The 24,718-nt window shown below is 66.1% G+C and carries 21 protein-coding genes; 9 read left to right on the forward strand and 12 right to left on the reverse strand.

Annotation, left to right across the window (positions count from 1 at the left end; translation table 11 throughout):
• Positions 1 to 936 (reverse strand): cysteine synthase A, encoded by a 936-nt coding sequence (gene cysK, locus ACSYG9_RS05940; RefSeq protein ID WP_440126262.1) that lies wholly within the window; start codon positions 934 to 936, stop codon positions 1 to 3.
• Between the two features lie 130 nt (positions 937 to 1,066).
• Here cysK and ACSYG9_RS05945 point away from each other — a divergent pair, with 130 nt between their 5' ends.
• Complete coding sequence (locus ACSYG9_RS05945) at positions 1,067 to 1,543, forward strand: VOC family protein (protein WP_440126263.1); 477 nt, start codon at positions 1,067 to 1,069, stop codon at positions 1,541 to 1,543.
• 87 nt (positions 1,544 to 1,630) lie between these two features.
• Here the strand turns inward: ACSYG9_RS05945 and ACSYG9_RS05950 are convergent, their stop codons facing one another.
• The 4 genes from ACSYG9_RS05950 to ACSYG9_RS05965 form a co-directional block, all read right to left on the reverse strand.
• Positions 1,631 to 3,463, reverse strand: a complete 1,833-nt coding sequence (locus ACSYG9_RS05950; RefSeq protein ID WP_454841567.1) for a phosphoenolpyruvate carboxykinase (GTP) — start codon at positions 3,461 to 3,463, stop codon at positions 1,631 to 1,633.
• A gap of 273 nt (positions 3,464 to 3,736) precedes the next feature.
• On the reverse strand, positions 3,737 to 4,087 hold the full coding sequence (locus tag ACSYG9_RS05955) for a DUF6802 family protein (protein WP_454841568.1): 351 nt from the start codon (positions 4,085 to 4,087) through the stop codon (positions 3,737 to 3,739).
• Positions 4,088 to 4,141: 54 nt separating this feature from the next.
• Positions 4,142 to 5,518, reverse strand: a complete 1,377-nt coding sequence (locus ACSYG9_RS05960) for a hypothetical protein (RefSeq protein WP_454841570.1) — start codon at positions 5,516 to 5,518, stop codon at positions 4,142 to 4,144.
• Positions 5,515 to 6,147: a hypothetical protein gene (locus tag ACSYG9_RS05965; RefSeq protein WP_440126267.1), complete on the reverse strand. Its 633-nt coding sequence runs from the start codon at positions 6,145 to 6,147 to the stop codon at positions 5,515 to 5,517. The genes ACSYG9_RS05960 and ACSYG9_RS05965 overlap by 4 nt, the downstream gene beginning before the upstream one ends.
• Positions 6,148 to 6,259: 112 nt before the next feature.
• On the opposite strand from ACSYG9_RS05965, the gene trmB reads away from it, so the two are divergent.
• From trmB to ACSYG9_RS05980, 3 genes are read left to right on the forward strand one after another with little or no spacing between them, the layout of a single operon-like run.
• Positions 6,260 to 7,042 carry a tRNA (guanosine(46)-N7)-methyltransferase TrmB gene (gene trmB / locus ACSYG9_RS05970; RefSeq protein WP_454842889.1) on the forward strand — a complete coding sequence of 261 codons (783 nt, stop codon included), beginning with the start codon at positions 6,260 to 6,262 and terminating at the stop codon, positions 7,040 to 7,042.
• Complete coding sequence (locus tag ACSYG9_RS05975) at positions 7,039 to 7,731, forward strand: NYN domain-containing protein (RefSeq protein ID WP_440126268.1); 693 nt, start codon at positions 7,039 to 7,041, stop codon at positions 7,729 to 7,731. Before trmB ends, ACSYG9_RS05975 begins: the two co-directional genes overlap by 4 nt.
• Before the next feature lie 9 nt (positions 7,732 to 7,740).
• Positions 7,741 to 10,923 carry an MMPL family transporter gene (locus tag ACSYG9_RS05980; RefSeq protein WP_454841571.1) on the forward strand — a complete coding sequence of 1,061 codons (3,183 nt, stop codon included), beginning with the start codon at positions 7,741 to 7,743 and terminating at the stop codon, positions 10,921 to 10,923.
• Between the two features lie 99 nt (positions 10,924 to 11,022).
• On the opposite strand, the gene ACSYG9_RS05985 is transcribed toward ACSYG9_RS05980, so the two are convergent.
• The 4 genes from ACSYG9_RS05985 to macS all read right to left on the reverse strand — a co-directional run bounded on the left by ACSYG9_RS05985 (position 11,023) and on the right by macS (position 14,765).
• On the reverse strand, positions 11,023 to 12,162 hold the full coding sequence (locus tag ACSYG9_RS05985; protein ID WP_454841573.1) for an RNA-guided endonuclease InsQ/TnpB family protein: 1,140 nt from the start codon (positions 12,160 to 12,162) through the stop codon (positions 11,023 to 11,025).
• Positions 12,163 to 12,245: 83 nt separating this feature from the next.
• Positions 12,246 to 12,896 carry a DUF1707 SHOCT-like domain-containing protein gene (locus tag ACSYG9_RS05990; protein WP_440126270.1) on the reverse strand — a complete coding sequence of 217 codons (651 nt, stop codon included), beginning with the start codon at positions 12,894 to 12,896 and terminating at the stop codon, positions 12,246 to 12,248.
• 65 nt (positions 12,897 to 12,961) lie between these two features.
• Complete coding sequence (locus tag ACSYG9_RS05995; RefSeq protein WP_440127553.1) at positions 12,962 to 13,585, reverse strand: response regulator; 624 nt, start codon at positions 13,583 to 13,585, stop codon at positions 12,962 to 12,964.
• Between the two features lie 10 nt (positions 13,586 to 13,595).
• Positions 13,596 to 14,765 (reverse strand): MacS family sensor histidine kinase, encoded by a 1,170-nt coding sequence (gene macS / locus ACSYG9_RS06000; RefSeq protein ID WP_454841575.1) that lies wholly within the window; start codon positions 14,763 to 14,765, stop codon positions 13,596 to 13,598.
• A 170-nt stretch (positions 14,766 to 14,935) separates the two neighbouring features.
• Between macS and ACSYG9_RS06005 the strand changes: the two genes are divergently transcribed.
• From ACSYG9_RS06005 to ACSYG9_RS06025, 5 genes are all read left to right on the forward strand, one after another.
• Positions 14,936 to 16,411 carry an adenylate/guanylate cyclase domain-containing protein gene (locus tag ACSYG9_RS06005; RefSeq protein WP_440127554.1) on the forward strand — a complete coding sequence of 492 codons (1,476 nt, stop codon included), beginning with the start codon at positions 14,936 to 14,938 and terminating at the stop codon, positions 16,409 to 16,411.
• 114 nt (positions 16,412 to 16,525) lie between these two features.
• Complete coding sequence (locus ACSYG9_RS06010; protein ID WP_454841576.1) at positions 16,526 to 17,530, forward strand: lysylphosphatidylglycerol synthase transmembrane domain-containing protein; 1,005 nt, start codon at positions 16,526 to 16,528, stop codon at positions 17,528 to 17,530.
• Positions 17,531 to 17,635: 105 nt separating this feature from the next.
• Positions 17,636 to 18,190, forward strand: a complete 555-nt coding sequence (locus ACSYG9_RS06015; RefSeq protein ID WP_440126273.1) for a YceI family protein — start codon at positions 17,636 to 17,638, stop codon at positions 18,188 to 18,190.
• 43 nt (positions 18,191 to 18,233) lie between these two features.
• A complete protein-coding gene (locus tag ACSYG9_RS06020) occupies positions 18,234 to 18,614 on the forward strand; it encodes a DUF3054 domain-containing protein (RefSeq protein ID WP_454841577.1) in 381 nt (126 codons plus the stop codon).
• A 133-nt stretch (positions 18,615 to 18,747) separates the two neighbouring features.
• A complete protein-coding gene (locus ACSYG9_RS06025; RefSeq protein WP_454841578.1) occupies positions 18,748 to 20,214 on the forward strand; it encodes a peptide MFS transporter in 1,467 nt (488 codons plus the stop codon).
• A 17-nt stretch (positions 20,215 to 20,231) separates the two neighbouring features.
• On the opposite strand, the gene ACSYG9_RS06030 is transcribed toward ACSYG9_RS06025, so the two are convergent.
• From ACSYG9_RS06030 to ACSYG9_RS06040, 3 genes are all read right to left on the reverse strand, one after another.
• Positions 20,232 to 20,969: a sulfite exporter TauE/SafE family protein gene (locus ACSYG9_RS06030; RefSeq protein ID WP_454841579.1), complete on the reverse strand. Its 738-nt coding sequence runs from the start codon at positions 20,967 to 20,969 to the stop codon at positions 20,232 to 20,234.
• A 61-nt stretch (positions 20,970 to 21,030) separates the two neighbouring features.
• Positions 21,031 to 22,704, reverse strand: coding sequence for an NTF2-like N-terminal transpeptidase domain-containing protein (locus ACSYG9_RS06035; protein ID WP_454841580.1), 1,674 nt, complete (start codon positions 22,702 to 22,704; stop codon positions 21,031 to 21,033).
• 84 nt (positions 22,705 to 22,788) lie between these two features.
• A complete protein-coding gene (locus tag ACSYG9_RS06040) occupies positions 22,789 to 24,600 on the reverse strand; it encodes a penicillin-binding transpeptidase domain-containing protein (protein ID WP_454841581.1) in 1,812 nt (603 codons plus the stop codon).
• Positions 24,601 to 24,718: the final 118 nt, after the last annotated feature.

Below are 24,718 nucleotides of genomic sequence, written 5' to 3' on the forward strand. Positions count from 1 at the left end.
TCAGTCCCGGATGTGCTCGAAGAGCGGCGTCGAGATGTAGCGCTCGCCGAAGTCGGGAACGACCACGACGATGAGCTTGCCTGCGTTCTCGGGGCGCTTCGCGACCTCGAGGGCTGCCCACACGTTCGCTCCGGCCGACACACCGCCGAGGATTCCCTCGTCGGTGCCGAGCGCACGACCCGTCTTCACGGCGTCGTCGAACTGGACGTCGATGATCTCGTCGTAGATCTCCCGGTCGAGGACCTCGGGAACGAAGTTGGCGCCGAGACCCTGGATCTTGTGCGGGCCGGGATTGCCGCCCGTGAGGATCGGCGAATCTGCGGGCTCGACACCGATGATCTTCACACCTGGCTTACGTGCCTTGAGGTTGCGGCCGACACCGGTGAGCGTGCCGCCCGTGCCGATACCCGCGACGAAGATGTCGATCTCGCCTGCGGTGTCGTTCCAGACCTCTTCGCCGGTGGTGTCGTGGTGGATCTGCGGGTTGGCGGGGTTCGCGAACTGGCTCGCCGACACCGCGTTCTCGGTCGACTCGACGATTTCCTTGGCCTTCGCAACCGCACCGGACATGCCGTCGGCACCCGGGGTCAGGACGATCTCGGCGCCGTAGGCGCGGAGCATGACGCGACGTTCGGTCGACATCGTCTCCGGCATCGTGAGGATCACCTTGTAGCCGCGGGCTGCGCCGACCATCGCGAGCGCGATACCGGTGTTGCCGGAGGTGCCCTCGACGATCGTGCCACCGGGCTTCAGTGCGCCGGACTTCTCGGCGGCGTCGATGATCGCCACGCCGATGCGGTCCTTGACGCTGTTGGCCGGATTGTAGAACTCGAGCTTGGCAGCGACGGTCGCGTCGAGGCCTTCGGTCAGCCGGTTGAGCTTGACGATCGGGGTACGACCGACGAGCTCGGTGACATTGTTGTAGATCCCGCTCATAGCTGATCCTCTCCCGGCCACCAGGGACCGGCTGTGGTGTGCGATATACCTATTGCATCATGTTGCCGACGACGCACCATGTCGGGTTCCTTCAATACAGGTGCGGCCCTCAGGTCCAACACTGGGGAGCATGACGAATTCCGTGAATCCCATTCCCGACGGTTACACCGCATTGACGCCGTTCCTCGTCGTGGACGGAGGGACGAAAGCGATCGAGTTCTACACCGACGCGTTCGGCGCGAAACTCGTCGACCGCCAGGACGGCCCCGACGGAGCTGTCATGCATGCCGAACTCGATTTCGGCCACGGCCGCATGCAGCTGAGCGACCCGCATCCGTCGATGGGGCTGCACGCCCCCGACGGCACGAACAACGTCAACCATTCGTACGTGCTGTACTGCGCGGATGTCGACGCGACGTTCGCTCGCGCGGTGTCGCTGGGTGCACAGGTCTTCGAGGAACCGTCGACGTTCGTCACCGGCGATCGCTTCGCTTCCCTCCTGGATCCGTTCGGGCATCGCTGGGCCGTCATGACGCGCGTCGAGGATGTTCCGCCAGAGGAGGCGAAACGTCGGCTCGATGAGTGGGTGGCTACACAGAACGCCTGAGCACGCCGATCTCCGCAGACACCGAATGCCCCGTGCACATCAGTTGAACTGACTGCACGGGGCATTCGGCTACAGGCGGGTGCGGACTCAGCCGAGGCGCTGCTTCAGTGCCTCGAACTCGTCGCGGATGCCCGAGGGCACCTTCTCACCGAGGAACTCGAACCACTCGGCGATGCCATCGATCTCGGCCTTCCACTCGTCGACGTCGACCTTCAGAGCCTCGTCGACGTCCGCGGTGTCGACGTCCAGGCCGTCGAGGGTCAGGTCGGCTGCGGTCGGTACGTAGCCGATGGCCGTGGACTGCGCGTCGGCCTTGTGCTCGATGCGATCGACGATCCACTTCAGCACGCGGGAGTTCTCGCCGAAGCCGGGCCACAGGAAGCGGCCGTCGTCGCCACGACGGAACCAGTTGACGTAGAAGATCTTCGGGAGCTTGGACTCATCGGCGTTCTTGCCGAGATTGATCCAGTGGTTGAGGTAGTCGCCGGCGTTGTAACCGAGGAACGGCAGCATCGCCATCGGGTCGCGGCGAACGTTGCCGACCTTGCCTTCGGCTGCTGCGGTCTGCTCGGACGACAGCGTCGAACCGAGGAAGGTGCCGTGCTGCCAGTCGAACGACTCGCTGACCAGCGGGACCGTCGTCTTACGACGTCCACCGAACAGAATCGCGGAGATCGGCACCCCCTGCGGGTCGTCCCACTCGGGGGCGAGGATCGGGCACTGCGACATCGGCGTGCAGTAACGCGAGTTCGGGTGAGCAGCCTTCGTGTCGGACTCGGGAGTCCAGTCGTTGCCGAGCCAGTCGGTCAGGTGAGCGGGCTTGTCGCCACCGATGCCCTCCCACCACACGTCGCCGTCGTCGGTCTTGGCGACGTTGGTGTAGATGGTGTTGCCCGCCTCGATGGTGTGCATCGCATTCGGGTTCGAATCGGCACTGGTGCCGGGGGCGACACCGAAGAAACCGAACTCCGGGTTGACGGCGTAGAGACGGCCGTCCTCACCGAACCGCATCCACGCGATGTCGTCACCGAGGGTCTCGGCGCGCCAGCCCGGGATGGTCGGCTGGATCATCGCGAGGTTGGTCTTGCCGCACGCCGACGGGAAGGCCGCGGCGATGTAGTACGGCTTGTTCTCGGGCGAGATCAGCTTGAGGATGAGCATGTGCTCGGCGAGCCAGCCCTCGTCGTGGGCCATTGCCGAGGCGATACGCAGCGAGTAGCACTTCTTGCCGAGCAGTGCATTGCCGCCGTAACCGGAACCGTAGCTCCAGATCTCCCGGGTCTCGGGGAAGTGAGTGATGTACTTCGTGTCGTTGCACGGCCACGCGACGTCCTGCTGACCGGCTTCGAGAGGCGCGCCCACCGAATGCAGGGCCTTGACGAAGGGACGGTCGGTGCCCATCTTCTCGAGGGCAGCGGCACCCATGCGGGTCATGATGCGCATGGAGACGACGACGTACTCGGAGTCGGTGAGCTCGACACCGAGCTTCGGATCGTCGGCACCGAGGGGGCCCATGCAGAACGGCACCACGAAGAGGGTGCGTCCGCGCATGCTGCCGCGGTACAGGTCGGTCATGATGGCCCGCATCTCGTCGGGCGCCATCCAGTTGTTGGTCGGGCCCGCGTCGATCTCGTTCTCGCTGCAGATGTAGGTGCGGGATTCGACACGCGCGACGTCCGACGGGTCGGAGTTCGCGAGGAACGAGTTCGGCTTCTTCTCGTCGTTCAGACGAGTGAAGGTGCCGGATTCGACGAGCTGGGCAGTCAGCCGATCCCATTCCTCGTCGGATCCGTCGGCCCACACGACGCGATCGGGCTGAGTGAGCTCGGCAACCTCCTGGACCCACGCAAGCAGCTCGGCATGCTGGGTCGGGAGCTTGTCGTCGGTCCCGTTCAAACCGGGAATGGTTGCTGAGGTCATCAAACTCTCCTGGGGTGTGCCCGGAACCGGGATCTGCCCCGACCTGCATGGTTATGCCTGATCAGAGGCGAACCCGGGCCTTCCCCTCTCGGCAGGGGTACCACCCGCTTCGTCCGTGGCCGTACGGAGGACGCGGGCGCCGGATGTCCTATTCATAGAGGTTAACGCCGGACATCGGACCGGGAACAATCGGGTCCGGTCGGAAATGTCACAGAAACGATTCAGAGACGTGGAGACTACCTCCGTCCTTCCTGTTCGTACAGGCGATACACCTCACTTGCCTTCGGAAATGTGGCATTCGTCTCTGCCGAGAGTACCCGCATCGATCCGGACCCAATCCGGTGCACCACCCGCAGTTCGCCGGAACTCCCACACACCGAATTCTCCCTCGTCGCCGACGGCCGTGAGCCGGTCGGTGGAACCGTCCAGATCGCTGTCGGTGGCAACGACCAGGGCACCGTGGCCGTTGTCGAAAGCGACGGTGTCGAGGAGCCCGTCCCCGTCGAGATCGGTCGTGGCGCCGACGGAGTCCGCCCACGCCGCGGTACTCGCCGGGTCGAACACGTCGAAACCGCCGAGGCCCTGGTCGTCGAACCCGCCTGCGCCGAGAAATGTGTCAGCCATGTCTGCCCCCTGAGATCTTGTTCCTGCGTTGTCGGGCCTCTCCTACGCCGTCCCTCAGCTGATTGGACGCACCGGAGCCGACCACGGTTCCACCTGCCTCAACATCGCCAGGTCCCGCTCACAGGCCGCGATGCGGGCGCGCTGTTCCCCGAGGCGTCGACGAATACGGTCGTCGATTGCTGCCACCTGCTCGCGCAATTCGGTGGTGCGTGCGAGCTCCTGCGCAGCCGTGTCGCGCGCGAGCTTCGATTGGGCGTCGAGGGCCATCGCGCGGATCCACGCCTCGAGGTCCGCGCGAAGCGAGGTCAGTTCGTCGACGACCCACCGTCGCATCAGCTCGCGGTGCGCCACCTGTCTGCGCAGACGAACGAGCCACCACGCGGCTGCTGCCCCGCACACAACCGTCACCAGCACCGAGACCGCCACCGGAATTGCTCCGAGCAAGGTGGCCACCATGCGGCCGAGGCCCGCGCCCGCAGAGGCCCCCAACACGAGCGCGAGGCGATCATCGAGACGACGACCGGGGATCCGCGGCGCAGGAGCCGGTTCTGCACTCGGCAGCTGCGACACGATTCCCAGGCCGCGTTCGACCGCTACCGCGACCGCTTCTCGGATTCGCTGCGAATGCGCGGTCAGCAGGATCTCGACACCACGCGGATCGACCGAGCCCTCGTCGAGGACACCGTGCAATTCCGCCGATGCCTCCCGCACGCGCACCGCGAGGTCCCGCCTCAACTCCACCCGGACTCGGTGGGAGTCCGGGCGAGGTTCGGGGCCGATCCGTCGCGTCGCGAGACGTTCGCGCTCGGCACGAAGATCAGCGGTGTCGTCGGCGGCCGAGAGCGCAGCGATCTCCTCGACGATCATGCTGCTCGTCTGTGCGACCACCGCGGTGCGTGTCGACCGGGCCTGCGCGGATGTCCTCGCCGCGGCGAGAAGCGCGTCGTGCACACCGACCAGCCCCGATTCGACCGCCAGCACCCGGCCGGCATCGCCACCGAGCTCCCTGGCCCGGGCCGCTGCGACGACGGACACCGGAATCAGCACGACCCGCGCGAGCCTCGGCATGTGCCGATGCAACAGTTCTATGTCACGCTCGCTGATCGACCGCCATCGCGGATATCGGTCGATTCCGGTGAACGCGAACACCACGTCGGCTGCGTCACGCGCCGCTGCGTCGAGCACGGCCAGTTCTGTGCGCCCGAGAACCGAGGATGCATCGAGCACCATGAGCACCACGGGAGCATCCCCGTCCTCGACGAATTCGACACCGCCGAGCTCTGCGAGTTCGGCGGTGAGGGTAGTGCGGCCCGAACCCGCAACCCCCGCGACCCGCACCACCGCAACACCGCGATCCGGGGCCGGCGATCGGTGCAGCCGTGCCCAACCGCGCGGGTTCCAGCGCCGTAGGACATCATCGGCGCCGCTCACCGGACCGGAACACTCGACGCGGGAAGTTCGGACCCCGAAAACCCGGTTACCGACACTCCGGGCGCGGCAGGATTCTCGAGTGCCGCCTCGATGACGTCCCTTGCCTGCGGCGACGCCGCGATCCCCGCCACCGTAGTGACGAAATCCTCGAACCGACCGGAGTCAGCACGGTCGAGTCGCTCGAGGAGCACCGCCTCCAGATTCGGGTCGTCCCGCGTGAACACCGATGCCACGAGACCCTGGACTGCCGTGTCGCCGGCGACCACCACGATGACGCGCCGGGAATCGAGCGCTGCGAGGGCGCGGCGGTCGGCCGGATGCACCGAGACCGGATCGAGCCTGGAGGGGAGCACATAGATCACCACATCGGCGTCGAGAACCGGATCGGGTGTTCCGGGGACGTCGATGACGGCGGCTTCCGAGGAGGCGGGCAACCCTGCCAATGTGCGCTGCACATCTGCGCGTCCGACACCTGCGCGTCCTGCGACCTGGATCCGCAGCGGTGCGGTGCACCGGGCGAGCGCAGAATGCAGTGTGCGTCCGGCATCCGGATCCAGCCGATCCACTTCGTCCGCGATCCGGTGCCACGGATCGGCCCCCGGATACCGCGTGCTCGATTCCCCCGTCATGATCCCCCGATCGTCGCGAAGGAATTGTGTCAGAGACCACGTTCCGACACTGCCCGAGCACGCTGTCCGGGGTCCTCATCCTGAGAAAACCCTGTGGTCACACCGGTCACTCCTGCCACGCACTCTGGCGATACGTGACAATGGTCGAGTGAACCACTCCGATCAGGACACGACCGACACGCTCGACGAGCAGCAGTCCAGGGGGAATCGCCTGTACCCGCGAGTGACGAGTTTCCGCTCTCGCCGCGGATCTCTCACCGATCCGCAGCAGGACGCATGGGACCGCCGCTGGCCCGAACTCGGTCGCGATGTGGGCGATGATCTGCTCGACACCGAGGCGTGGTTCGGCCGTCCGGCCCCCCTGGTGCTCGAGATCGGTTCCGGCACCGGCACCGCTGCCGTCGCGATGGCGCAGGCCGAACCCCACATCAACCTGATCGCCATCGAGGTCTACCGCCCGGGTATCGCGCAGACATTGCAGCGGATCGAGCGCACCGCAGACACCGACGCGCCTGTGACCAATCTGCGGATCTTGCGTGGCGACGCCGTCGAGGTCCTCGAACACATGGTCGCGCCCGAATCTCTGACCGCCGTCCGGGTCTTCTTCCCGGACCCGTGGCCGAAGGCACGGCACCACAAGCGCCGGCTGCTGCAACCCAGGACCTTCGCGCTCATCGCGACCCGGCTGAAGCCGGGCGGCGTGTTACATGTCGCAACCGACCACGCCGAATATGCGGAGTGGATCCTGGAAGCCGGTAACGCCGAACCCCAGCTCACAGATGTGACGTGGGAGTCCCCCGTCAGCCACGATCGTCCGGTCACGAAGTTCGAGGACAAGGCTCACCAGGTGGGCAGCCACATCGCCGAGATGATCTGGGGGAAGATCGGAGCATGAGCGTCCATGAAGAAGTGCCCGGTGCGACCGACACCGCCGTGATCGAGAGCACCGAGCGGCCCGGGCGCGTGCTGCTCGTGTGGGACGCACCGAACCTCGATATGGGCCTCGGGGCGATCCTCGGCGGCCGCCCGACTGCCGCATACCGGCCGAGGTTCGACGCACTGGGCCGTTGGCTCCTCGGCCGCACGGCCGACCTGTCGCGTCACCGCACCTCGCCGCTGGAGGCCGAGGCGACGGTCTTCACGAATATCGCACCCGGCAGCGCCGACGTCGTGCGTCCGTGGGTGGAAGCTCTGCGTAACGTGGGTTTCGCGGTGTTCGCCAAGCCCAAGATCGACGAGGACAGCGACGTCGACTCCGATATGCTCGAGCACATCGAGCTGCGGCGCGGCGAAGGCCTCGCCGGTGTGATGGTTGCATCCGCCGACGGGCAGGCATTCCGGGAACCCCTCGAGGAACTTGCCGCAGCAGGCGTCGCGGTGCAGGTACTCGGCTTCCGTGAGCATGCAAGCTGGGCGGTGACCTCGGAGATCCTCGACTTCGTCGATCTCGAGGACATCCCCGGCGTGTTCCGTGAGCCGCTGCCGCGAGTCAGCCTCGAAACGCTGCCGGACGAGGGTGCGTGGTTGCAGCCGTTCCGACCGCTCTCAGCCCTTCTTGCGGGGCGCAAGAGCGTCGCCGAATAGGAGATTTACGTGTTCGACCGTTGGGGAGAGCTCGTCGTCCGCGCGCGTTTCACCGTCATTGCGGTGATGGTCGCGGCGCTGCTCGGGCTCGCCGGGTACGGCCTGAGCCTGAACGACCATCTCAGTCAGAGCGGCTGGGACGACCCCGGCTCGGAGTCCGTCACGGCCGCGAAGCTGGCCGACGGCACATTCGGGCGAGACACCAACGGCGATGTCCTGGCACTCATCACCGCACCCGAGGGCAAGACCGTCGACGACCCCGAGTTCACGGCAACCGTCACCGCGGGCCTGAACTCGTGGTTCGCCGACAACCCCGACCAGATTCTCAAGATCAACGGTTCGTATTGGCGTACGGACAGCGCTCCGGCGCTGCCCGCCCTCGCCGACGAATCCAAACAGCACGGTGTGGCCTCCATCGCGATCGCCGGTGACAACGACACCGAAATCGCGAACAACTTCCGCGACGTCAAGGATTCGCTCCGAATCGAGGGCGTCGACGTCAAGCTCGCCGGACTCCAGCCGGTCACCAACGCGCTCAACGACACGATGGCCAACGACATCAAACGCATGGAGATCCTCGCGATCCCCGCGGTCGGTGTGCTGCTGTTCTTCGTGTTCGGTGGTGTGATCGCCGCGGCACTGCCGCTGATCACCGGTGGCCTGACGGTTGTCGCTGCCAACGGCATCGTCCGTCTGATCACCAACTTCACCGAGGTCAACTCGTTCGTCGCACCCGTGGTGTCGTTGATCGGGCTCGGTCTGGCCATCGACTACGGCCTGTTCATGGTGTCGCGGTTCCGAGAAGAACTTGCCGAAGGCTACGAGACGGCCGCCGCGGTGCGCCGCACGGTGATCACCTCCGGTCGCACCGTCGTGTTCTCGGCGACGATGGTGATCACCAGCCTCGGCGGGCTCCTGCTGTTCCCGCAAGGCTTCCTCAAGTCCGTCGCCTACGGTGCGATCGCGACCGTGTCGCTGGCTGCGCTCACATCGGTGACGGTGCTTCCCGCCATCCTGGCGATCCTGGGCAGACGGATCGACAAGTTCGGCATGAAGCGGTTCGGCCAGATCCAGTCGAACGAGCAGATCGAGAACAGCTTCCTCGGTCGCCTGACCCGTTGGGTGATGCTCAACCCGATGAAGGTGACCATCCCCACGGTCATCGGTCTGCTGCTGCTCATCACTCCGCTGACCGGTATCAAATTCGGCGGCATCAACGAGACGTATCTTCCACCGGATCACCCGACCCGGGCCGCGCAGGCGCAGTTCGACGAATTGTTCCCCGGCCAGCGAACCGAGCCGGTCAAGCTCGTGATCCGAGGCGCCGAGGGCGGCGACCTCAACAAGATCATCGAGACCGGGAGTGCTGCACCGGGGCTGGTCGAGAAATTCTCCATCGAAGGTCCCGCGAAGGACGGGGTCCGCGTCCTCAAGGCCGGGCTCGTCGACCGCAACATGACCTCCGACACGATCGACTACCTGCATTCCGCGTCGTGGCCCGACGGCGTCGAGGTCTACGTCGGTGGCACGCCTGCGATCGAGCAGGACTCGATCGCGGCACTGCTGGACACGTTGCCGCTGATGGTCGTCTTCGTCGTCGTACTGACGACCCTGCTGATGTTCCTGGCATTCGGGTCGCTGGTACTGCCGATCAAGGCCGCATTGATGAGTGCGCTCGGGCTCGGCTCGACCCTGGGCATCCTCACCTGGATATTCATCGACGGTCACGGCGCGAGCCTGCTGAATTTCACCCCCGGTCCCATCATGTCGCCGGTGCTGGTGCTCATCATCGCGATCATCTACGGCCTCTCGACCGACTACGAGGTGTTTCTGCTCTCGCGCATGGTCGAAGCCAGATCGCAGGGAGCGAGCACCACCGAATCGATCCGTATCGGCACTTCCCACACCGGTCGCATCATCACGGCCGCAGCGCTGATCCTCATCGTCGTCACCGGAGCGTTCGCGTTCTCCGAGCTCGTGATGATGAAGTACATCTCGTACGGCATGATCGCGGCGCTGATCATCGACGCGACCGTGATCCGCATGTTCCTCGTCCCGGCGGTGATGAAACTGCTCGGCGACGACTGCTGGTGGGCGCCTGCATGGATGAAGCGAATCCAGGAAAAGGTCGGCCTCGCCGAGCCGATCCTGCCCGACGAGCTGATGCCCGAGGACGTTCCCGAGCTCATCACCGTCGGCATGTTCGGACCTTCCACGATCACGGCAACGGGATCGCACCGGTTCCCGAAGGGCATGTTCGGCGATGCCGGGAGCGAGAACGACCTGATGACGCAGCCGATGCCCACGATCGCCGCACCACGGCCGGCATCCGAGCAGCGACGGTCACGCGACCTTCCGCCCCCGCGCCGATCGCAGGGACGTCCGACGGCCTCGCGCCAGCCGGGACAGCCCGGGCAGCCGGGGGGCCCGGCACCGCGCGGCGGCGCTGGACTTCCGCCTCGCCGAGGCCACCAGGTTTCCGCGCCGATCCGTCGTGGACGGCCAGGCCATCCGCCCGTGCCGCCGCAACAGGGTCCGGCGCAACAGGGTCCGGCGCAACAGGGTCCGGCGCAACAGGGTCCGGCGCAGCAGGGTCCCCCGCCGACCCGCGGAATGCCCGCGCCCGGTAACGCGAGCGGCCCGCTCCCCCGCCGGGGGACTGCAGGCCCGCAGCAGCCGGTTGCGCCACGTCAGCAGGGTCCTGCACAACATGCCCAGTCCCCGCAGCAACAACCGCCTACCTCAGCGATGCCGCCGCTGCCACGGCGACAGCGTGGATCGGTACCTCCGCCACTGCCCCGGACCGACGTGCGCCCTCAGGCTCCGACAGGCAACACCGGCGAGAACACCCAGGCTGCCGGGGGCCGCCCCGCCCCCGTGCAAGGGCAGGCCCCCGCAGCCCAGGCTCGTGATCCGCAGGCCATCGAAAGCTGGCTTTCGCAGATGCGGAGGGCTCCCTCGACCGCCGAGCGGGCTCCCGGGTCCCAGCAGCAGCGCGAAGGGCAGGGCCCGAACGACCCCGCCGCGAACGCGCCTGAGGACAGGCCGGAGTTGCCCCAGCGCGACAACCATCGCCGGCCGCCCGTAGACCGAGCTTCGCGCGGTCCCGACACGCAGGGCCGGCGGCACCGCGAGGACGATGCCCAGACGATCAGTGTCAGTGAGCTGATCGCCCGGCAACGCCGCCAGTGAGAACTGTTGACGTCCTCCCGGCCGTGAACGACCGGGATTCCTCCTGCAGCGCTACGCGCCACTCCGGTGGGTTCCTGTTTCACAGGGACTTACCTCCCGCTAGGCGGCAGGATTTACGGTCCCTCCGCAGGCGTTTCGCCTCTCCGCCCGTCCGGCGGCGAGGATGTTCTTGGCGGCGTTGAGGTCGCGGTCGTGGACCGCACCGCACGCCGCGCACTGCCACTCCCGCACTGAGAGCGGTTTCGGGCCGTCCTGCACTCCACACGTCGAGCACAGTTGGCTCGACGGGTAGAAACGGTCCACCTTCACGAAGGTCCGCCCATACCGGGCGGCCTTCTCCTCCACCATCCGAGTGAACATGCCCCACCCGGCATCGTGCACCGACTTCGCCAACCTCGTCCGCGCCAGCCCGGTGACACACAAGTCCTCGACGAACACCGCTTGGTTCTCGCGGATGATCGCCGTGGAGTTCTTGTGCGCCCAATCCTTGCGGGCGTCGGCCACCTTGGCGTGAGCCTTCGCGACACGAACGCGTGCCTTGGCCCGGTTGTTGCTGCCCTTCTGCTTGCGAGAGAGTGCCTGTTGCGCCTTGCAGAGTGTGCGTTCGGCGCGGCGCAAGAACTTCGGTGAGGTGATGGTCTTGCCGTCCGACAGGACCGCGAACGTCGTCAGGCCCAGGTCGATCCCCACCTCCGCATCGGACTCCGGTAACGGCACGTCGGTCGTCTCGACCACGAACGACGCGAAGTACCGACCCGCCGAGTCCTTGATGATCGACACACTCGAGGGTTCCGAGGGTAGGTCGCGTGACCAGGCGACTTTCACCTCGCCGACCTTCGCGATATACAACTTCCGGTTGCCTCGGATACTGAAGCCGTTGCGGGTGAGCCGGATCGCCTGCCGGGTGTCCTTGCGGGACCGGAACCGCGGCGGACCGACCTTGCGGCCTTTCCGCTTCCCGGCCAGTGAATCGAACCAGTTCCTGTATGCCGTTGCCGAGTCGCGCACCGACTGCACCAACACCACCTCGGCCAGCCACGCCCGCTCCGGTGTGCGTTTCGCGGCGGTAATCACCTGCTTCTGCACGTCGGTGTCCGACAGTTTCACCCCGGCCGCGTGCGCGTCCTGCCGTGCACGCAACGCATCGTTGAACACCACCCGCGCGCATCCGAACGACCGGGCCAGCATGTTCTGTTGACTCGGTGTCGGGTAGACGCGGTACTGGTAGCGGAGCTGCACAGCGAGACCATAGCCACGACCACCGACATGATTGATGCGCTAACCCGCCCTGAAGGACCGGGCTTGCGCGCCACGTTCTCCGGTCAGGTACCCCTGAGAAACTTGCGCAGTCGCGCACCCATCGGGTGCGCGACCGTCAGGCTTCCGGCACGCATTTTGCCCGTCACCACCAGATGCAGCGGGCCGTACGGGGCGCCCGCGCCCACCTTCGAGGTCGCCGACGAGGCCATCGCCTCCAGTCCGTTGATGTCGGCTGTCGCCTCCATCGGAATGACGATGCTGATCGAGCTGAGGTAGTCGCTGACCTCGATCCGCACGACCTGCGTCTGCATCACCGCCTCGGTGAAGTCCAGCGACACCGACGACGCCACGGTGTCGATCTGCAACACCGGCGGCACCTCCCAGCGACCCTTACGCGCGATCGTCGACATCCGGCCCTTGAGTACCGTCCCGGTGCCCCCGGAGTACATCGACGGAGACACCGCGGCGGCCTGCGGCTCGTACGCCCGAGCGGGCGGAAACTGCGGCTGTTGCTGGAACTCCGGTCGCATCTGGATACCAGGCAGATCGACGAGCACCTGGTTCAGATCTCCGCGGGTCTTCGCGACGAGCACGGTGTCCATTCGTTCGGTGAATTCACCGAGCGACAGCATGCCCTGACCGACTGCGCGCTGCAGCAGTTCACCCACGTGTTCACGTTCTGCGTCCGAGACTCTCAGATCCTTCGGGTCCATGCCGACCACTTTAGAGTCGTCCGTGCACGATGCAGAGTTCCGAGCACGATGCAGGGTTCAGAACATCAGTCCAGACCCTGTTCGATTGCATACCTGGTCAGTTCCACCCGATTGGCCAGTTGCAGCTTGCGCAGCGTCGCCTGCACATGATTCTCGACGGTGCGGTGGCTCAGTACCAGGCGCGACGCGATCTGTTTCGCCGACATTCCCTTCGCGACGAGTCGCAGGACCTCGGTTTCGCGGTCGGTGAGGGTCGGCGCAGACGATTCACGCAGCTTCGACACCGACAGCTTCCGATACTCACCGAGCACGAGCCCCGCCAGACCGGGGGTGAACACGGCCTGACCCGCAGCGGTCTTCACTACGGCTTCGACGAGTTCGACGGCCGACGCGCTCTTCACCAGATAACCGGACGCCCCTGCTTTCACCGCACCGAGCACATCGGCGCGTTCGGACGACGCCGACAACACAAGTACCCGCGACCGCGGCGACACCTCCAGCACGGCCCTGGTCGCATCCGTTCCGCTGCCGTCGGTCAACGACATGTCCATGAGCACGACGTCCGGCTCGACCACGGCCCGCGTTCGGGCCGTTCGCATGCTGTCGGCCTCCGCCACCACGCGGAAACCGGCGTCCGTGAGATCGCGGGCCACGGCGGTGCGCCAGATGGGATGGTCGTCGACCACCATCACGGTGATCTCAGCCATGTGGTTCCTCCTTGGGCACGCGTATCTCCCACTCGGTGCCTTCGCCGGGTGCTGTCTCGAGCTGTGCTGTCCCGCCGAGCCACTGTGCCCGGCCGATGATCGATTTCGATACGCCGAGACGTCCCTGCACACAGGCTTCGGCCAGTCGTCCGGGGGCGATACCGACGCCGTCGTCACGGATGGAGAGGATTATCTCGTCGCCGAGGTCTTCGAGCAGCACGAACGCTCGTGCGTCGCGACCGGCATGATGCTCGACGTTGTCGAGTGCGGTGGTCGCGAGCGCCACGAGTTCCCCGGCGCGTGGCCGCTCCATCACGATGGGGTCCGCGGGCGCAGCCACGGTGACGTCGCCGTCGACCCGCATTCGCAGCATCGCGGTCAGGTCGACGTGTTGCCCACCTCGATCGACCTCGGTGTCCTGGTCGGAGATCAGGCGGCGCAATGCCTCCTCTTGTTCACCGGCCAGCCGGGCGAGTTCGGCCCGGCCGATACCGACTCCGGAGCTCTCGTCGGTTCCTCGCTGTACGAGCGCGAGTACCTGCAGCACGCCGTCGTGGACCTGCCGGGCGAGCCTGTCACGTTCCTCTGTTGCCGCGGCGATCCGCACCGCTTCCTCGAGCCGGCGGTGCGCGGTCCGGGCCGTCCTCATCGCGAATCCCATCGCGACACCGCAGGCGACGAGAACGGGCGCGGTCGCGTCGGACCACAGGTCGAGGTTGACCTGGTCGCGCACCACCGCGCTGACCGCGGCCATCACGATCGCCGAAGCGATTCCTGCGAGCGGGCCGGCGAAGAGCGCAGCCGAGATGACAGCGTTGGCGACCCACAGCGTGGTCGGCATCGTCTGATGGTGGCTGTACCAGTCGTGATCGGAGATCAATCGGGTCGACGCCATCAGTGCGATGGCTGTGAACTGGTCGACGGCAACGACCACCCGACGCCCCCGAGGTCCGCGTGAGAGCAGTAGCGCCGAGGTCAGCGACCACGCCACGAGAACGCCGATGAGGAACCAGCTCAATGTCTCGTCGGTGTAATTCGGGACGGTCGAGACGTGGGAGCTGACCGCGTAGACGACCGTGACCAGCCGGAACACCTGCGCGGCACGCCACAGCGGGGCGTCCGGGTCTGCCGTGCGCGAGAGATCGGATATGGATCCCCCCATCTCCGCGCTCCTCGCCTTCGTCGTCGCTTTTGCGGTGAATCCAACCATTCGGTGACCCCCAAGTGCGACCACAAGGTCATGTGACCGTCCGCACAGTGGTTTGATTTGAAGTCGTGTTGAGGTCATATCGAGCAGTCGCGGCGACTTTGCGAAGTCGCTGGCCGCTCTACATGGTCTCGATGGGCGCTTCGAATCTGTTCGGGGCCATGCTGGTGTTCGCCTTCGTTCGTTACGGGCTGCCGATCGAGGAGTCGGAGAACATCATCGCGGACAGGGTCCGCAATTTTGCCGTCTTCGCCGTCTACCTGGCGTTCGCGGGGGTCGTGAGCCTGAGCGCGGCAGCGCTGATGCTGCGGTCCGTGGTGCGGTGGCAGCTGCGCGGGGGCCCGCCGACACGGTCGGAGCAGATGGCTGCCCTGCACGCACCGTTGCGGCAGGCGATCGTGCATCTCGGGCTGTGGCTGCTCGGTGGGGTGTTGTTCGTCTTCCTCACCGCTGAAGAGATGCCGTCGCTCGCGGTGACCGTCGCCGTCACCGTCGCGATGGCCGCGACAAGCACGTTCGGTTTCACCTACATGCTCGGCGAGCGCATCCTGCGCCCGGTGGCCGCGCGGGCGCTGAGTGAAGGTCGTTTCGATCGGACCATGGCGCCCGGTGTCGGTACCCGTCTCGCAATGACGTGGGGCCTGGGCACCTTGATGCCGGTCGCCGGGATCGTGTTGTTGTGCGTCACCCAGTTGACCACAGACAACGAATTCGGCTCCGATGCGCTCGCGTGGTCGGTACTGGCGTTGGCGGTGATGTCGATCGGGCTCGCACTCGTCCTGTCGCTGCTGACCTCGTCGCAGATCTCCGATCCCATCAAGCAGCTTCGGTGGGCCATCGAGCGCGTCCAGCGCGGCGCCTCCGGGGTCCAGGTCGAGGTGTTCGACGGCAGTGAGATCGGTCGGCTGCAGGTGGGCTTCAACCGGATGATGTCCGAATCGGACGAGCGGCGACGGTTGCGGGAACTGTTCGGTCAGCACGTCGGCGAGGACGTCGCTCGCCGAGCTCTGCAGTACGGCACCGAGCTCGGTGGTGAGACGCGCTATGTCGCCGTGCTGTTCGTCGACATGGTGGGGTCGACGGCCACTGCCGCGGAGCGGCCCCCGAACGAGGTGGTGGAGTTGCTCAACGAGTTCTTCCGCGTGGTCGTCGACGTCGTCGACAAGCACAACGGATTCGTGAACAAGTTCATGGGTGACGCCGCACTGGTGATCTTCGGTGCACCGTTGGACCGTCCCGACGCCCCTACCGCTGCGTTGGCGGCGGCACGCGAGCTGCGGTTCGCGCTCGACGAGATCACCGGGCTCGACATCGGTATCGGGGTCTCTGCCGGCCTGGCGGTGGCCGGGAACATCGGTGCGGCGGAGCGCTTCGAGTACACAGTGATCGGCGACCCGGTCAATGAGGCATCCCGGCTGACCGAACTCGCAAAACTGCGCCCGAGCCGGGTACTCGCCTCGTCCAGTGCGCTGTACTTCGCGGACGACGAGGAGCGCGGCCACTGGGAGTTGGGCGATGAGGTCCAGCTGCGCGGACGGGGGCGCATGACACAGCTGGCGTGGCCCGTTCGATCACCCGAACCGGTCTCTACCAACGGGTAACCATACGAGTGTTTCGACGGCGTTCGATACGCTGGCCGAGTGGCGCAGCCGCATGAAGGCCGATCTGGCCCCGACGCTACACCGCGACGGGGCCGTTTCAGGTGGATCAAGTGGGTGTCCGCGATCGCCCTGATCGCCCTCCTCGTCGTCGAGGGGATCTACCTGTGGCCATCGATGAGCGAATCCTGGCGAGCTCTGACGGAGATGCACTGGGGGTGGGCCGCGGCGGCGGTGGTCGCGCAACTCCTGTCACTGAGCGCGTTCGCCGGGCTCCTCCGCAAGGTGCTGCGTGCGGGCGGAGTTCAGGTGAGTCTGTCCCGGTCGACCTCGGTGGTCTACGGGAGTACCGCGATGGCAGTGACACTCCCCGCAGGTCTCGTCTTCTCCACCGCGTTCACCTACCGGCAGACGCGCCGCTGGGGCGCAACGCCGATGGTCGCCTCCTGGCAGCTCGCGGTGTCGGGGGTCGTCTCCACCGCCACGCTTGCCGCCATGGGCGCCGTCGGCGCTTTCGCTGTCGGCTCGTCGATCAGTCCCGTCACCTTGCTGCTGTCGATCACTGCGGCCGGTGCGCTACTGCTCGGGCTCCGGTACGTCGCGCAGAATCCGTCGTCGATCAAGACTTTCGTCACGTGGAATCTGGAACGATTCAACCGCCTGATCAGGAGGTCGGCCGACGCCGGGATCGAGGCGTTCGAACGTGCCCTGTCCCAGCTCGAAGCGGTGCACCTCCGTCGACGGGACATGATGGCCGCGGCGGCATGGTCTGGTCTGAATCGCGTGCTCGACATGATCTGCCTCGGATTCGCGTGCTGGGCGGTCGGCGGCACACCGTCGTTGGCCGGTCTGATCATCGCGTTCACCGCCGCGAAGGCGGTCGGCAGTGTCCCGCTTGCCCCCGCGGGTCTCGGATTCGTCGACGGCACGCTGATCGCCACCCTCACCGCAGCAGGATTGAGCGCATCTCAGTCTCTCGCCGCAGTGTTCGTCTATCGAGCGGTGAGCGTCGCGTTCGTTGCGGTGATCGGGTGGATCACCGTGGCGGTCCTGTACCGCGGTGTGAGCGCCGGGGCCGACATCGATCCCGTCGCCGAACGGACCGTTCTTCAGCCGGACTGAATCTTCTTCCGACAAAGTAGTTGCGAACTCAACTAGATTGTGTCATCCTCGATCTGTCAGCAGTTGAAGTTTCAACAACATATCCGAACATCCAAGGAGCGCCTCATGACCGCAAGCACCACCGTCTTCCCCGGCCTGACCGCAGGCACCTGGACCATCGACCCCGTCCACTCCAGCGTCGGTTTCTCGGTCCGCCACCTCATGGTCAGCAAGGTCCGCGGCACCTTCGAGAGCTTCACCGGCACGATCGTGGTCGCCGAGGACGGAACTGCCAGCGCGAACGCAGAGATCCAGGTCGACTCGATCAACACCAAGAACGCCGACCGTGACGCGCACATCAAATCCGCCGACTTCTTCGACACCGCGAACCACCCCGTCGCGACGTTTGCCACCACGGGCGTGCGTGCCGAGAACGGCGACCTGCTCCTCGCAGGCGACTTCACGCTGCACGGTGTCACCCGCCCGATCGAACTGAAGCTCGAGTTCAACGGCGTCAACCCCGGCATGGGCCAGGGCGCTGTTGCCGGCTTCGAAGCCACCACCGTGATCAACCGCAAGGACTTCGGCATCAGCATCGAGATGCCCCTCGAAGGCGGCGGAGCAGTCGTCGGTGACAAGATCACCCTGAACATCGAGATCGAGGCCCTCGCTCAGGCCTGACACCGTCGGCCGGTCCGACGAGCATCGGGGATACCCTGGACGGGTGAGAAAGTACGCACCCGCGCTGGTTCTCGACGTCATTCTGGTCATCGTCTTCGCCACAATCGGACGATCCAGCCATGACGAAGCACTCGACCTCGTGGGGCTGGCCGGAACGGCCTGGCCGTTCCTCGGTGGACTGACCATCGGGTGGTTCCTCACCGCATGGCTCTACCGCGACAAGTTCGACGCCTACGCCGCAGTCCCCACAGGATTGATTCTGTGGGTGAGCGCCCTCGTCGGCGGAATGCTGCTGCGGGCACTGACCGGCCAAGGCACCGCGACCGCATTCATCATCGTCGCGACACTGTCCCTCGGACTCGTCCTCGTCGGATGGCGTGTGGTCGCTCAGGTGATTCTCCGCCGGCGGATCACCACGCAGTGAACGTCACGCCGGTGGGATCGACACGACGATGATCGACATAACGGGTGATCGACATAACGGGTGATCGATACGACACGCTTTCGATGAATTGAATCACCCACACCGTCCGCTCCTCGGTGCAACAGTGACACTCATGAGCGACACTGTGCCTCCAGCCGAATCGAGAACCGATCACCGGTTCTTCGGACAACCGCTCCCCCTCGCCAACCTCTTCGGTGTCGAGATGTGGGAGCGGTTCTCGTTCTACGGCATGCAGGGCATCCTGATCTACTACCTGTACTACTCGGCGGCAGACGGCGGGCTGGGTCTGAGCCAGGTCGCCGCCACCTCGATCGTCGGCGCCTACGGCGGCACCGTCTACCTGTCGACGATCGTCGGGGCATGGATCGCCGACCGCCTGCTCGGCGCTGAACGCACACTGTTCTACAGTGCCGTGCTCATCATGATCGGCCACATCGCGTTGGCACTGCTGCCCGGACTCTTCGGGGTCGGCGTCGGCCTGATCTGCGTCGCGTTCGGCAGTGGCGGGCTCAAAGCGACTGCGACGTCCATGGTCGGCGACCTGTACGACGAGAACGACGACCGCCGCGACGCCGGATTCTCGATCTTCTACATGGGCATCAACCTCGGTGCACTCGTCGGCCCACTGCTCACCGGCTTCATGCAGACGCGCTACGGCTTCCACTGGGGCTTCGGCCTCGCAGCAGTCGGCATGTTCCTCGGTCTCGCGCAGTACACGCTCTATCGCAAGCAGTTCGGCGACATCGGCAGTACACCACCGCATCCACTCCCGGCCGACCTGCGACCGCGAGTCGCAGGTGGCGCGGCAGCAGCCATCGTCGTTGTCGGCCTCCTCGCGGCCACCGGCGTCATCACCTCGGGCAACATGTCCGACATCGTGGTCGCGCTGACGATCGTTGCGGCGGTCGTCTACTTCTTCGTCATTCTGACCAGCAAGCAGATCACGACGACCGAGCGCAGCCGGGTCTGGTCGTTCATCCCGATGTTCCTTGCGAGCGCCGTGTTCTGGTCGCTGTTCCAGCAGCAGTTCACGATGGTCGCGGTGTACGCCGATTCACGCCTCGACCGCAACCTGTTCGGCTGGGAGTTCCCGCCGTCGTGGGTCCAGTCCATCAACCCCGTCTTCATCATTCTGTTCGCCGGCGTGTTCGCCGCCGCCTGGACGAAACTCGGGCCTCGGCAACCGTCGTCACCCATCAAGTTCGCGTGCGGCACCATCATCATGGGCATTGCGTTCCTGTGCTTCATCCCGATGTCCGGGGGCGGCGCCAACAGTGCACCGCTGCTCGGGCTCATCGGCATCCTGCTGCTGTTCACGCTGGCGGAGTTGTTCTTGTCACCGGTGGGCCTGTCGCTGTCGACGAAACTCGCACCCAAGAACTTCCACACCCAGATGGTCGCCCTGTTCTACCTGTCGGTCGCGCTGGGAAGTGCAATGGCGGGCACCCTCGCCGGTTACTACGACCAGAACAACGAGGTGCCGTACTACCTGTGGATCGGCGGCGCCTCGATCGCCGTCGGCCTGATCCTGATCGCGTTCACCCCGCGGATCCGGAAGCTCATGCACGGAGTGCACTAGCGACGCGCCGCACCGAGTCAGCCGAAGCCGAGCCACGCGGCGAGACCGAACCCTGCGGCTGCGACCGCCACCCGGAGCAGGTTCGGAGGGATCCGCTCGACCAGCGGAGGGCCGCACCAGCCACCGGCGAACGCCCCTACCGCCATGGACGCCGCGGCTATCCAGTGGACCGGGCCGAAGAACGCGAAACCGATCGCCGCGACCAGGTTGGCGACGCCGAGCAGATAGCTTTTGAGGATGCTCGCGCGCCAGATCGACTCGGACGTACAGATCAGCGTGAGGGCGAGAAAGATGACGCCCGCGCCCGCCCCGAAGTAGCCGCCGTACACCGCGACGACGAACAGTGCAGCGGCGAACACGCGGGGAAGGTCACGGCCACCGGCCAGTTCACGGATCTTCGGCTGCAGCAACAGGGCGAACGACGCGAACGCAACGAGAAAAGGCACCGTGGCCTCGAACGATCCGGGTGGCGCGACAAGGAGCACGACAGCTCCGGTCAGACCGCCGAGTGCCGCATAGACCGTCCACCGCCACACTCGCGGTCCCGTATCGATCACTTCACGAGCAGAGTTGCTGAGCGCACCGACGCCGACACCGACCATCGCGACGGTGTTGGTGACATTCGCGGCGACCGGCGACAACCCTACCGCGAGCAAGGCCGGGTAGGACACGAGCGAGGCAAGACCGGTGACGAACCCGACCACGCCGGCGAAGAACCCGGCGACGACGAGCAGCAGGACATCGACAACCGTCACGATGCTCGAACGTACCGGCCCCCGGGGCCAGGGACCCGGTGGGCGCCGTGCGCGCGAAGGGTCAGGCGGGCGGCTTCGCCAATTCGGTGAGGAAGCGGTCGGCCATCTTCACCGCACGGTCGCCGCCGTCGGCGTCGGCAACGAACACCGCGAATGCGACGTCGCCGGTGTAACCGAAGAACCAGCGGTCGTCGCCGGCGCTGGCGGCGATCCCGGCGAGACCCGGGTGCCCCTTCAAGAAGGACGCGGGACCGTTCTGCACGTTGTCGATCATCAGTCCGCGCAGAGCGTCCGTCACATGCGGCGGCAACGGCTCGACCGCCTCGGTGAGCGACGCGGGCTGCCCTTGCACGAGCATCGGCGGGGGTGCTTCGCCGCGCGCAATCGAGGCGGCGAGCAACGCGGCGCCGAGCGGACTCACGAGCGTTTCGTCGCCGTCGTCTCCGGTGAACTGCACCACTCCCGACCGCCCGTGCCCGATCTGTGCCGTCTCGAATTCGAATCCGGGCACCGAGTACCCCACGCCGAGCCCGAGGCGACGCGCGGTATCGGCCAGATCATCGGTGTTCACCGAATCGGGAGCGACACCACGGTCGAGACCTGCCGCCAACCGCACCGGATCGAATACCGAGCCGGCCGAATAGAGTCCTCGGGTGGCTACGGGGCCGAGTTCCATGGCCTGGTTGTTGACATCCACGGCAAGGATCCCGCCGGTCGAGGGCTGGATCGCGACGAGCGCCGCGGGGGTACCGACGGTGACGACCGCTTCCTTGGCCGCGAGCTGCACGTGCGAATCCACAGTGGCCGTGAGATCCGGTGGCGGGGGACCCTGGAACCCCGCCACCTGAATGGGTCCCTGCTCGGGATCTTCGAGTGTCACGGCCCATCCGGCGGTGCGGTCGCGTTCGAGCTGCCACGCCGAGCGGAGCGAATCGAGTAGCGGGGTCGAGACCCGGCGATCGGAGCTGATCAGCGTCGGCGTCTTGATGACTTCGACGCCAGGCACGGCGACGATGTCCTCTTCGAGGAACTGATAGTCCTGGTCGCGGAGTTTGACCGCAGTGATGCGAGCTCCGGGATCTGCGGCGAGCCGCCCCTGCATGAGCTCGGAGGTGATGACGGGCGCGACAGGCGCGAGGACCTCGGCAAGCCGTGTCGTGCTGGCGACGGGATCGGACATGAACGCGGGGTTGAGCACGACCGCATTGATGGTCTGCTCCTCCATCAGCGGCGTGCCCGTGCGGTCGAAGATCTTCGGTGGTGCGGCGTCCGTACGCACGTGGTGGACGGTTCGGCCCGCGAGGTCGGGAACGACCACGTTGGGGCTCCACGACACGCGCCAGCCGACGGCCAGCTTCCGGACGGATCCGTCGACTTGGTAGTGCCAGTCCTTGTTCTCTCCGAAGTTCCAGTCGGCGGTGAGGGTGAAGTATCCGGAGTCTTCGTTGAGTTCGACGAGCTGGGCGACATCGTAGTCGACGCTGCCGTCGGAGAGTCCGTCGAACATCTGTGCCAGCACGGGCTCGGCGGCGTTGGGATAGGAGGTGAGTTCGGAGGCGACGCCGGGTTCACGATCGTTGAGTGCTTCGACGAAATCGTCGACCAGGATTTGCGCATCGCTGCGCGGGTCGTCGAACACGAATGTGTTCAGACCCACCGCGGCGACCACGGCCACGGCAGCACCGAGGGCGACAGCGCGAACGCCGCGCCGACGCTGCCACTCCCGAAATCCCATACTCCCCAACCTTCACTCCAGCAACATCGGTCACAAGCACGAGTCGTCTACGATGCGATCACGATTGCGCTACATCCGAGAAGGTCACCTCCCCAGCCACTGCCCGGCCGCCCCCACGGCGGGAGCCGAACTGTCGGCACCCGCAACGAACACTGCGAACGCCAGGTTATCCTGCGCGCCGATGAACCAGCCGTGTGCCCCGCTCACATTTCCGGCTGCTCCGTTGTTGCCACCGTACTCCGCAGTTCCGGTCTTGCCGATGAGTTCGGGAAAGTCGCTCAGCACGTTCGCCGTACCCTCGGTTACCGTCTCTCGCATCATCGTTCGGAGTGCAGCGATCGTGCCTTCGGGGGCCGGTGCGACTTCCTGGTCGGCGGTTGCCTGCTGCCCCTCGACGATCATCGGCAATGGTGTCTTCCCACCCGCGATCGACGCGGCGACGAGTGCCATACCGAACGGCGAGGCCGTCACCTCTCCCTGCCCGATCGCGCCCTCGACACGTGCCGCGCCCGACTCCATCGGTGGGACGTTTCCGGTGACGGTCACGAGGCCGGGAGTGACGTAGTCGACGCCGAGCCCGAACTGCAATGCGGCATCGGTCAGGGCAGTGGGAGGCATGTCCACGGCGAATCCGGCCATCGTGGTGTTGCACGAGTGTGCGAAGGCAGTGTGCAGCGGTACCTCGCCGAGGTCGAAACTTTCGTCGTTCGGAATGGTCCGGTCGCCGATCGTCGCGACCCCGGGGCACGCAAGCACCGTGTCGGGCTCGGCGAGCCCCGCCTGCAACGCAGCCGACGTGGTTACGGTCTTGAACGTCGAACCCGGAGGGTACAGACCGGTGAGCGCGACCGGACCTTCCTGATCCGCTGCGGCGTTCTGCGCGACGGTGCGCACCGCACCGGTATCGGCGTCGATCCCGACGATCACAGCCGGCCGGTCGAACGACGCGAGCGTACTTTCTGCTCGAGCCTGCAGACCTGGATCGATCGTGGTGTACAGGTCGGGAGCCTCGGTGGGGGCCACTCCTGCGATCGATCGAACGGCGCCGTCGGCAGCCACCGTCTGCACTGCCCAGCCCGCGGTCGCAGCCTGATTCTCGTGCCACATCTCGTCCAGACCCGACCACACCGGTGATGACAGATCACGGTCGGCGGTGAGCAGCCGTGGTTGCGGTGCGAGCGTGACGCCGGGCATCGCGGAGAGTTGTTCTTCGATGGGTGCAAGGTCGGCGTCTCTCAGAACCACCGCGGTCACCGGTGCGCCGTCCGCCTTCTCGAGGTCGGCAGCGAGGGACGCCGCGGTGATCGTGGGTGCAGCTGTGGCGAGCAATGGCGCCACCACCGCGGGGTCGGCGGACGAATCGAGATTCACGAGGGTCACGATCTGCTCACTCATCAGTGGCTGCCCCGCACTGTCGAAGATCGTCGGTGGAGTGCCCGTCGTCGGGGTGTAGCGCAGTGACGTGCCCTGGTTCAGCTCCGGCGCCAGCACCGCCGGATCCCACCGGATCCTCCACCCGTCGTCGTCGTCCGACCCGTCGGCGCCGTCCGGGGTCGCGGAGCCGGTAGTGCGATACGACCAGTCGCGCCCCTCCCCGAAGTTCCACGACACGTCCAGCTCGAAGGTGTCGCCTTCGCCGGTACCCGCGACCGTCACGGTGGGATCGTCGTTGCCCAACCCCTCGAACAGACCCGAGATCATCTCTTCCGCGACAGCCGGGTCCGTGGTCAGCGCAGCAGCCGACGCCGAGTCGCCGGTATCCAGGGCAGTGGCGAACTCCTGCGCGACCGTGTCGGGCTGATCCGGCCCCGTCGCGCAGCCCACCGCGCCGAGAGTGAGGGACGCCGCTGTCACGAGCGTGACTGTTCGTCGACCTGTATGCATGGTCACGATCATGCCGGAGATCGGGGAACAGTGCCGTTGCCCGACGCCACGATCCGGTGAACTGTGCGACAACCGAACCGCGTGGCGAACCGATCGAGTCACAATTGTCTTGCCTCGCCGCTCCACTGCC

The organism is Rhodococcus sp. SJ-2 (assembly GCF_053750035.1).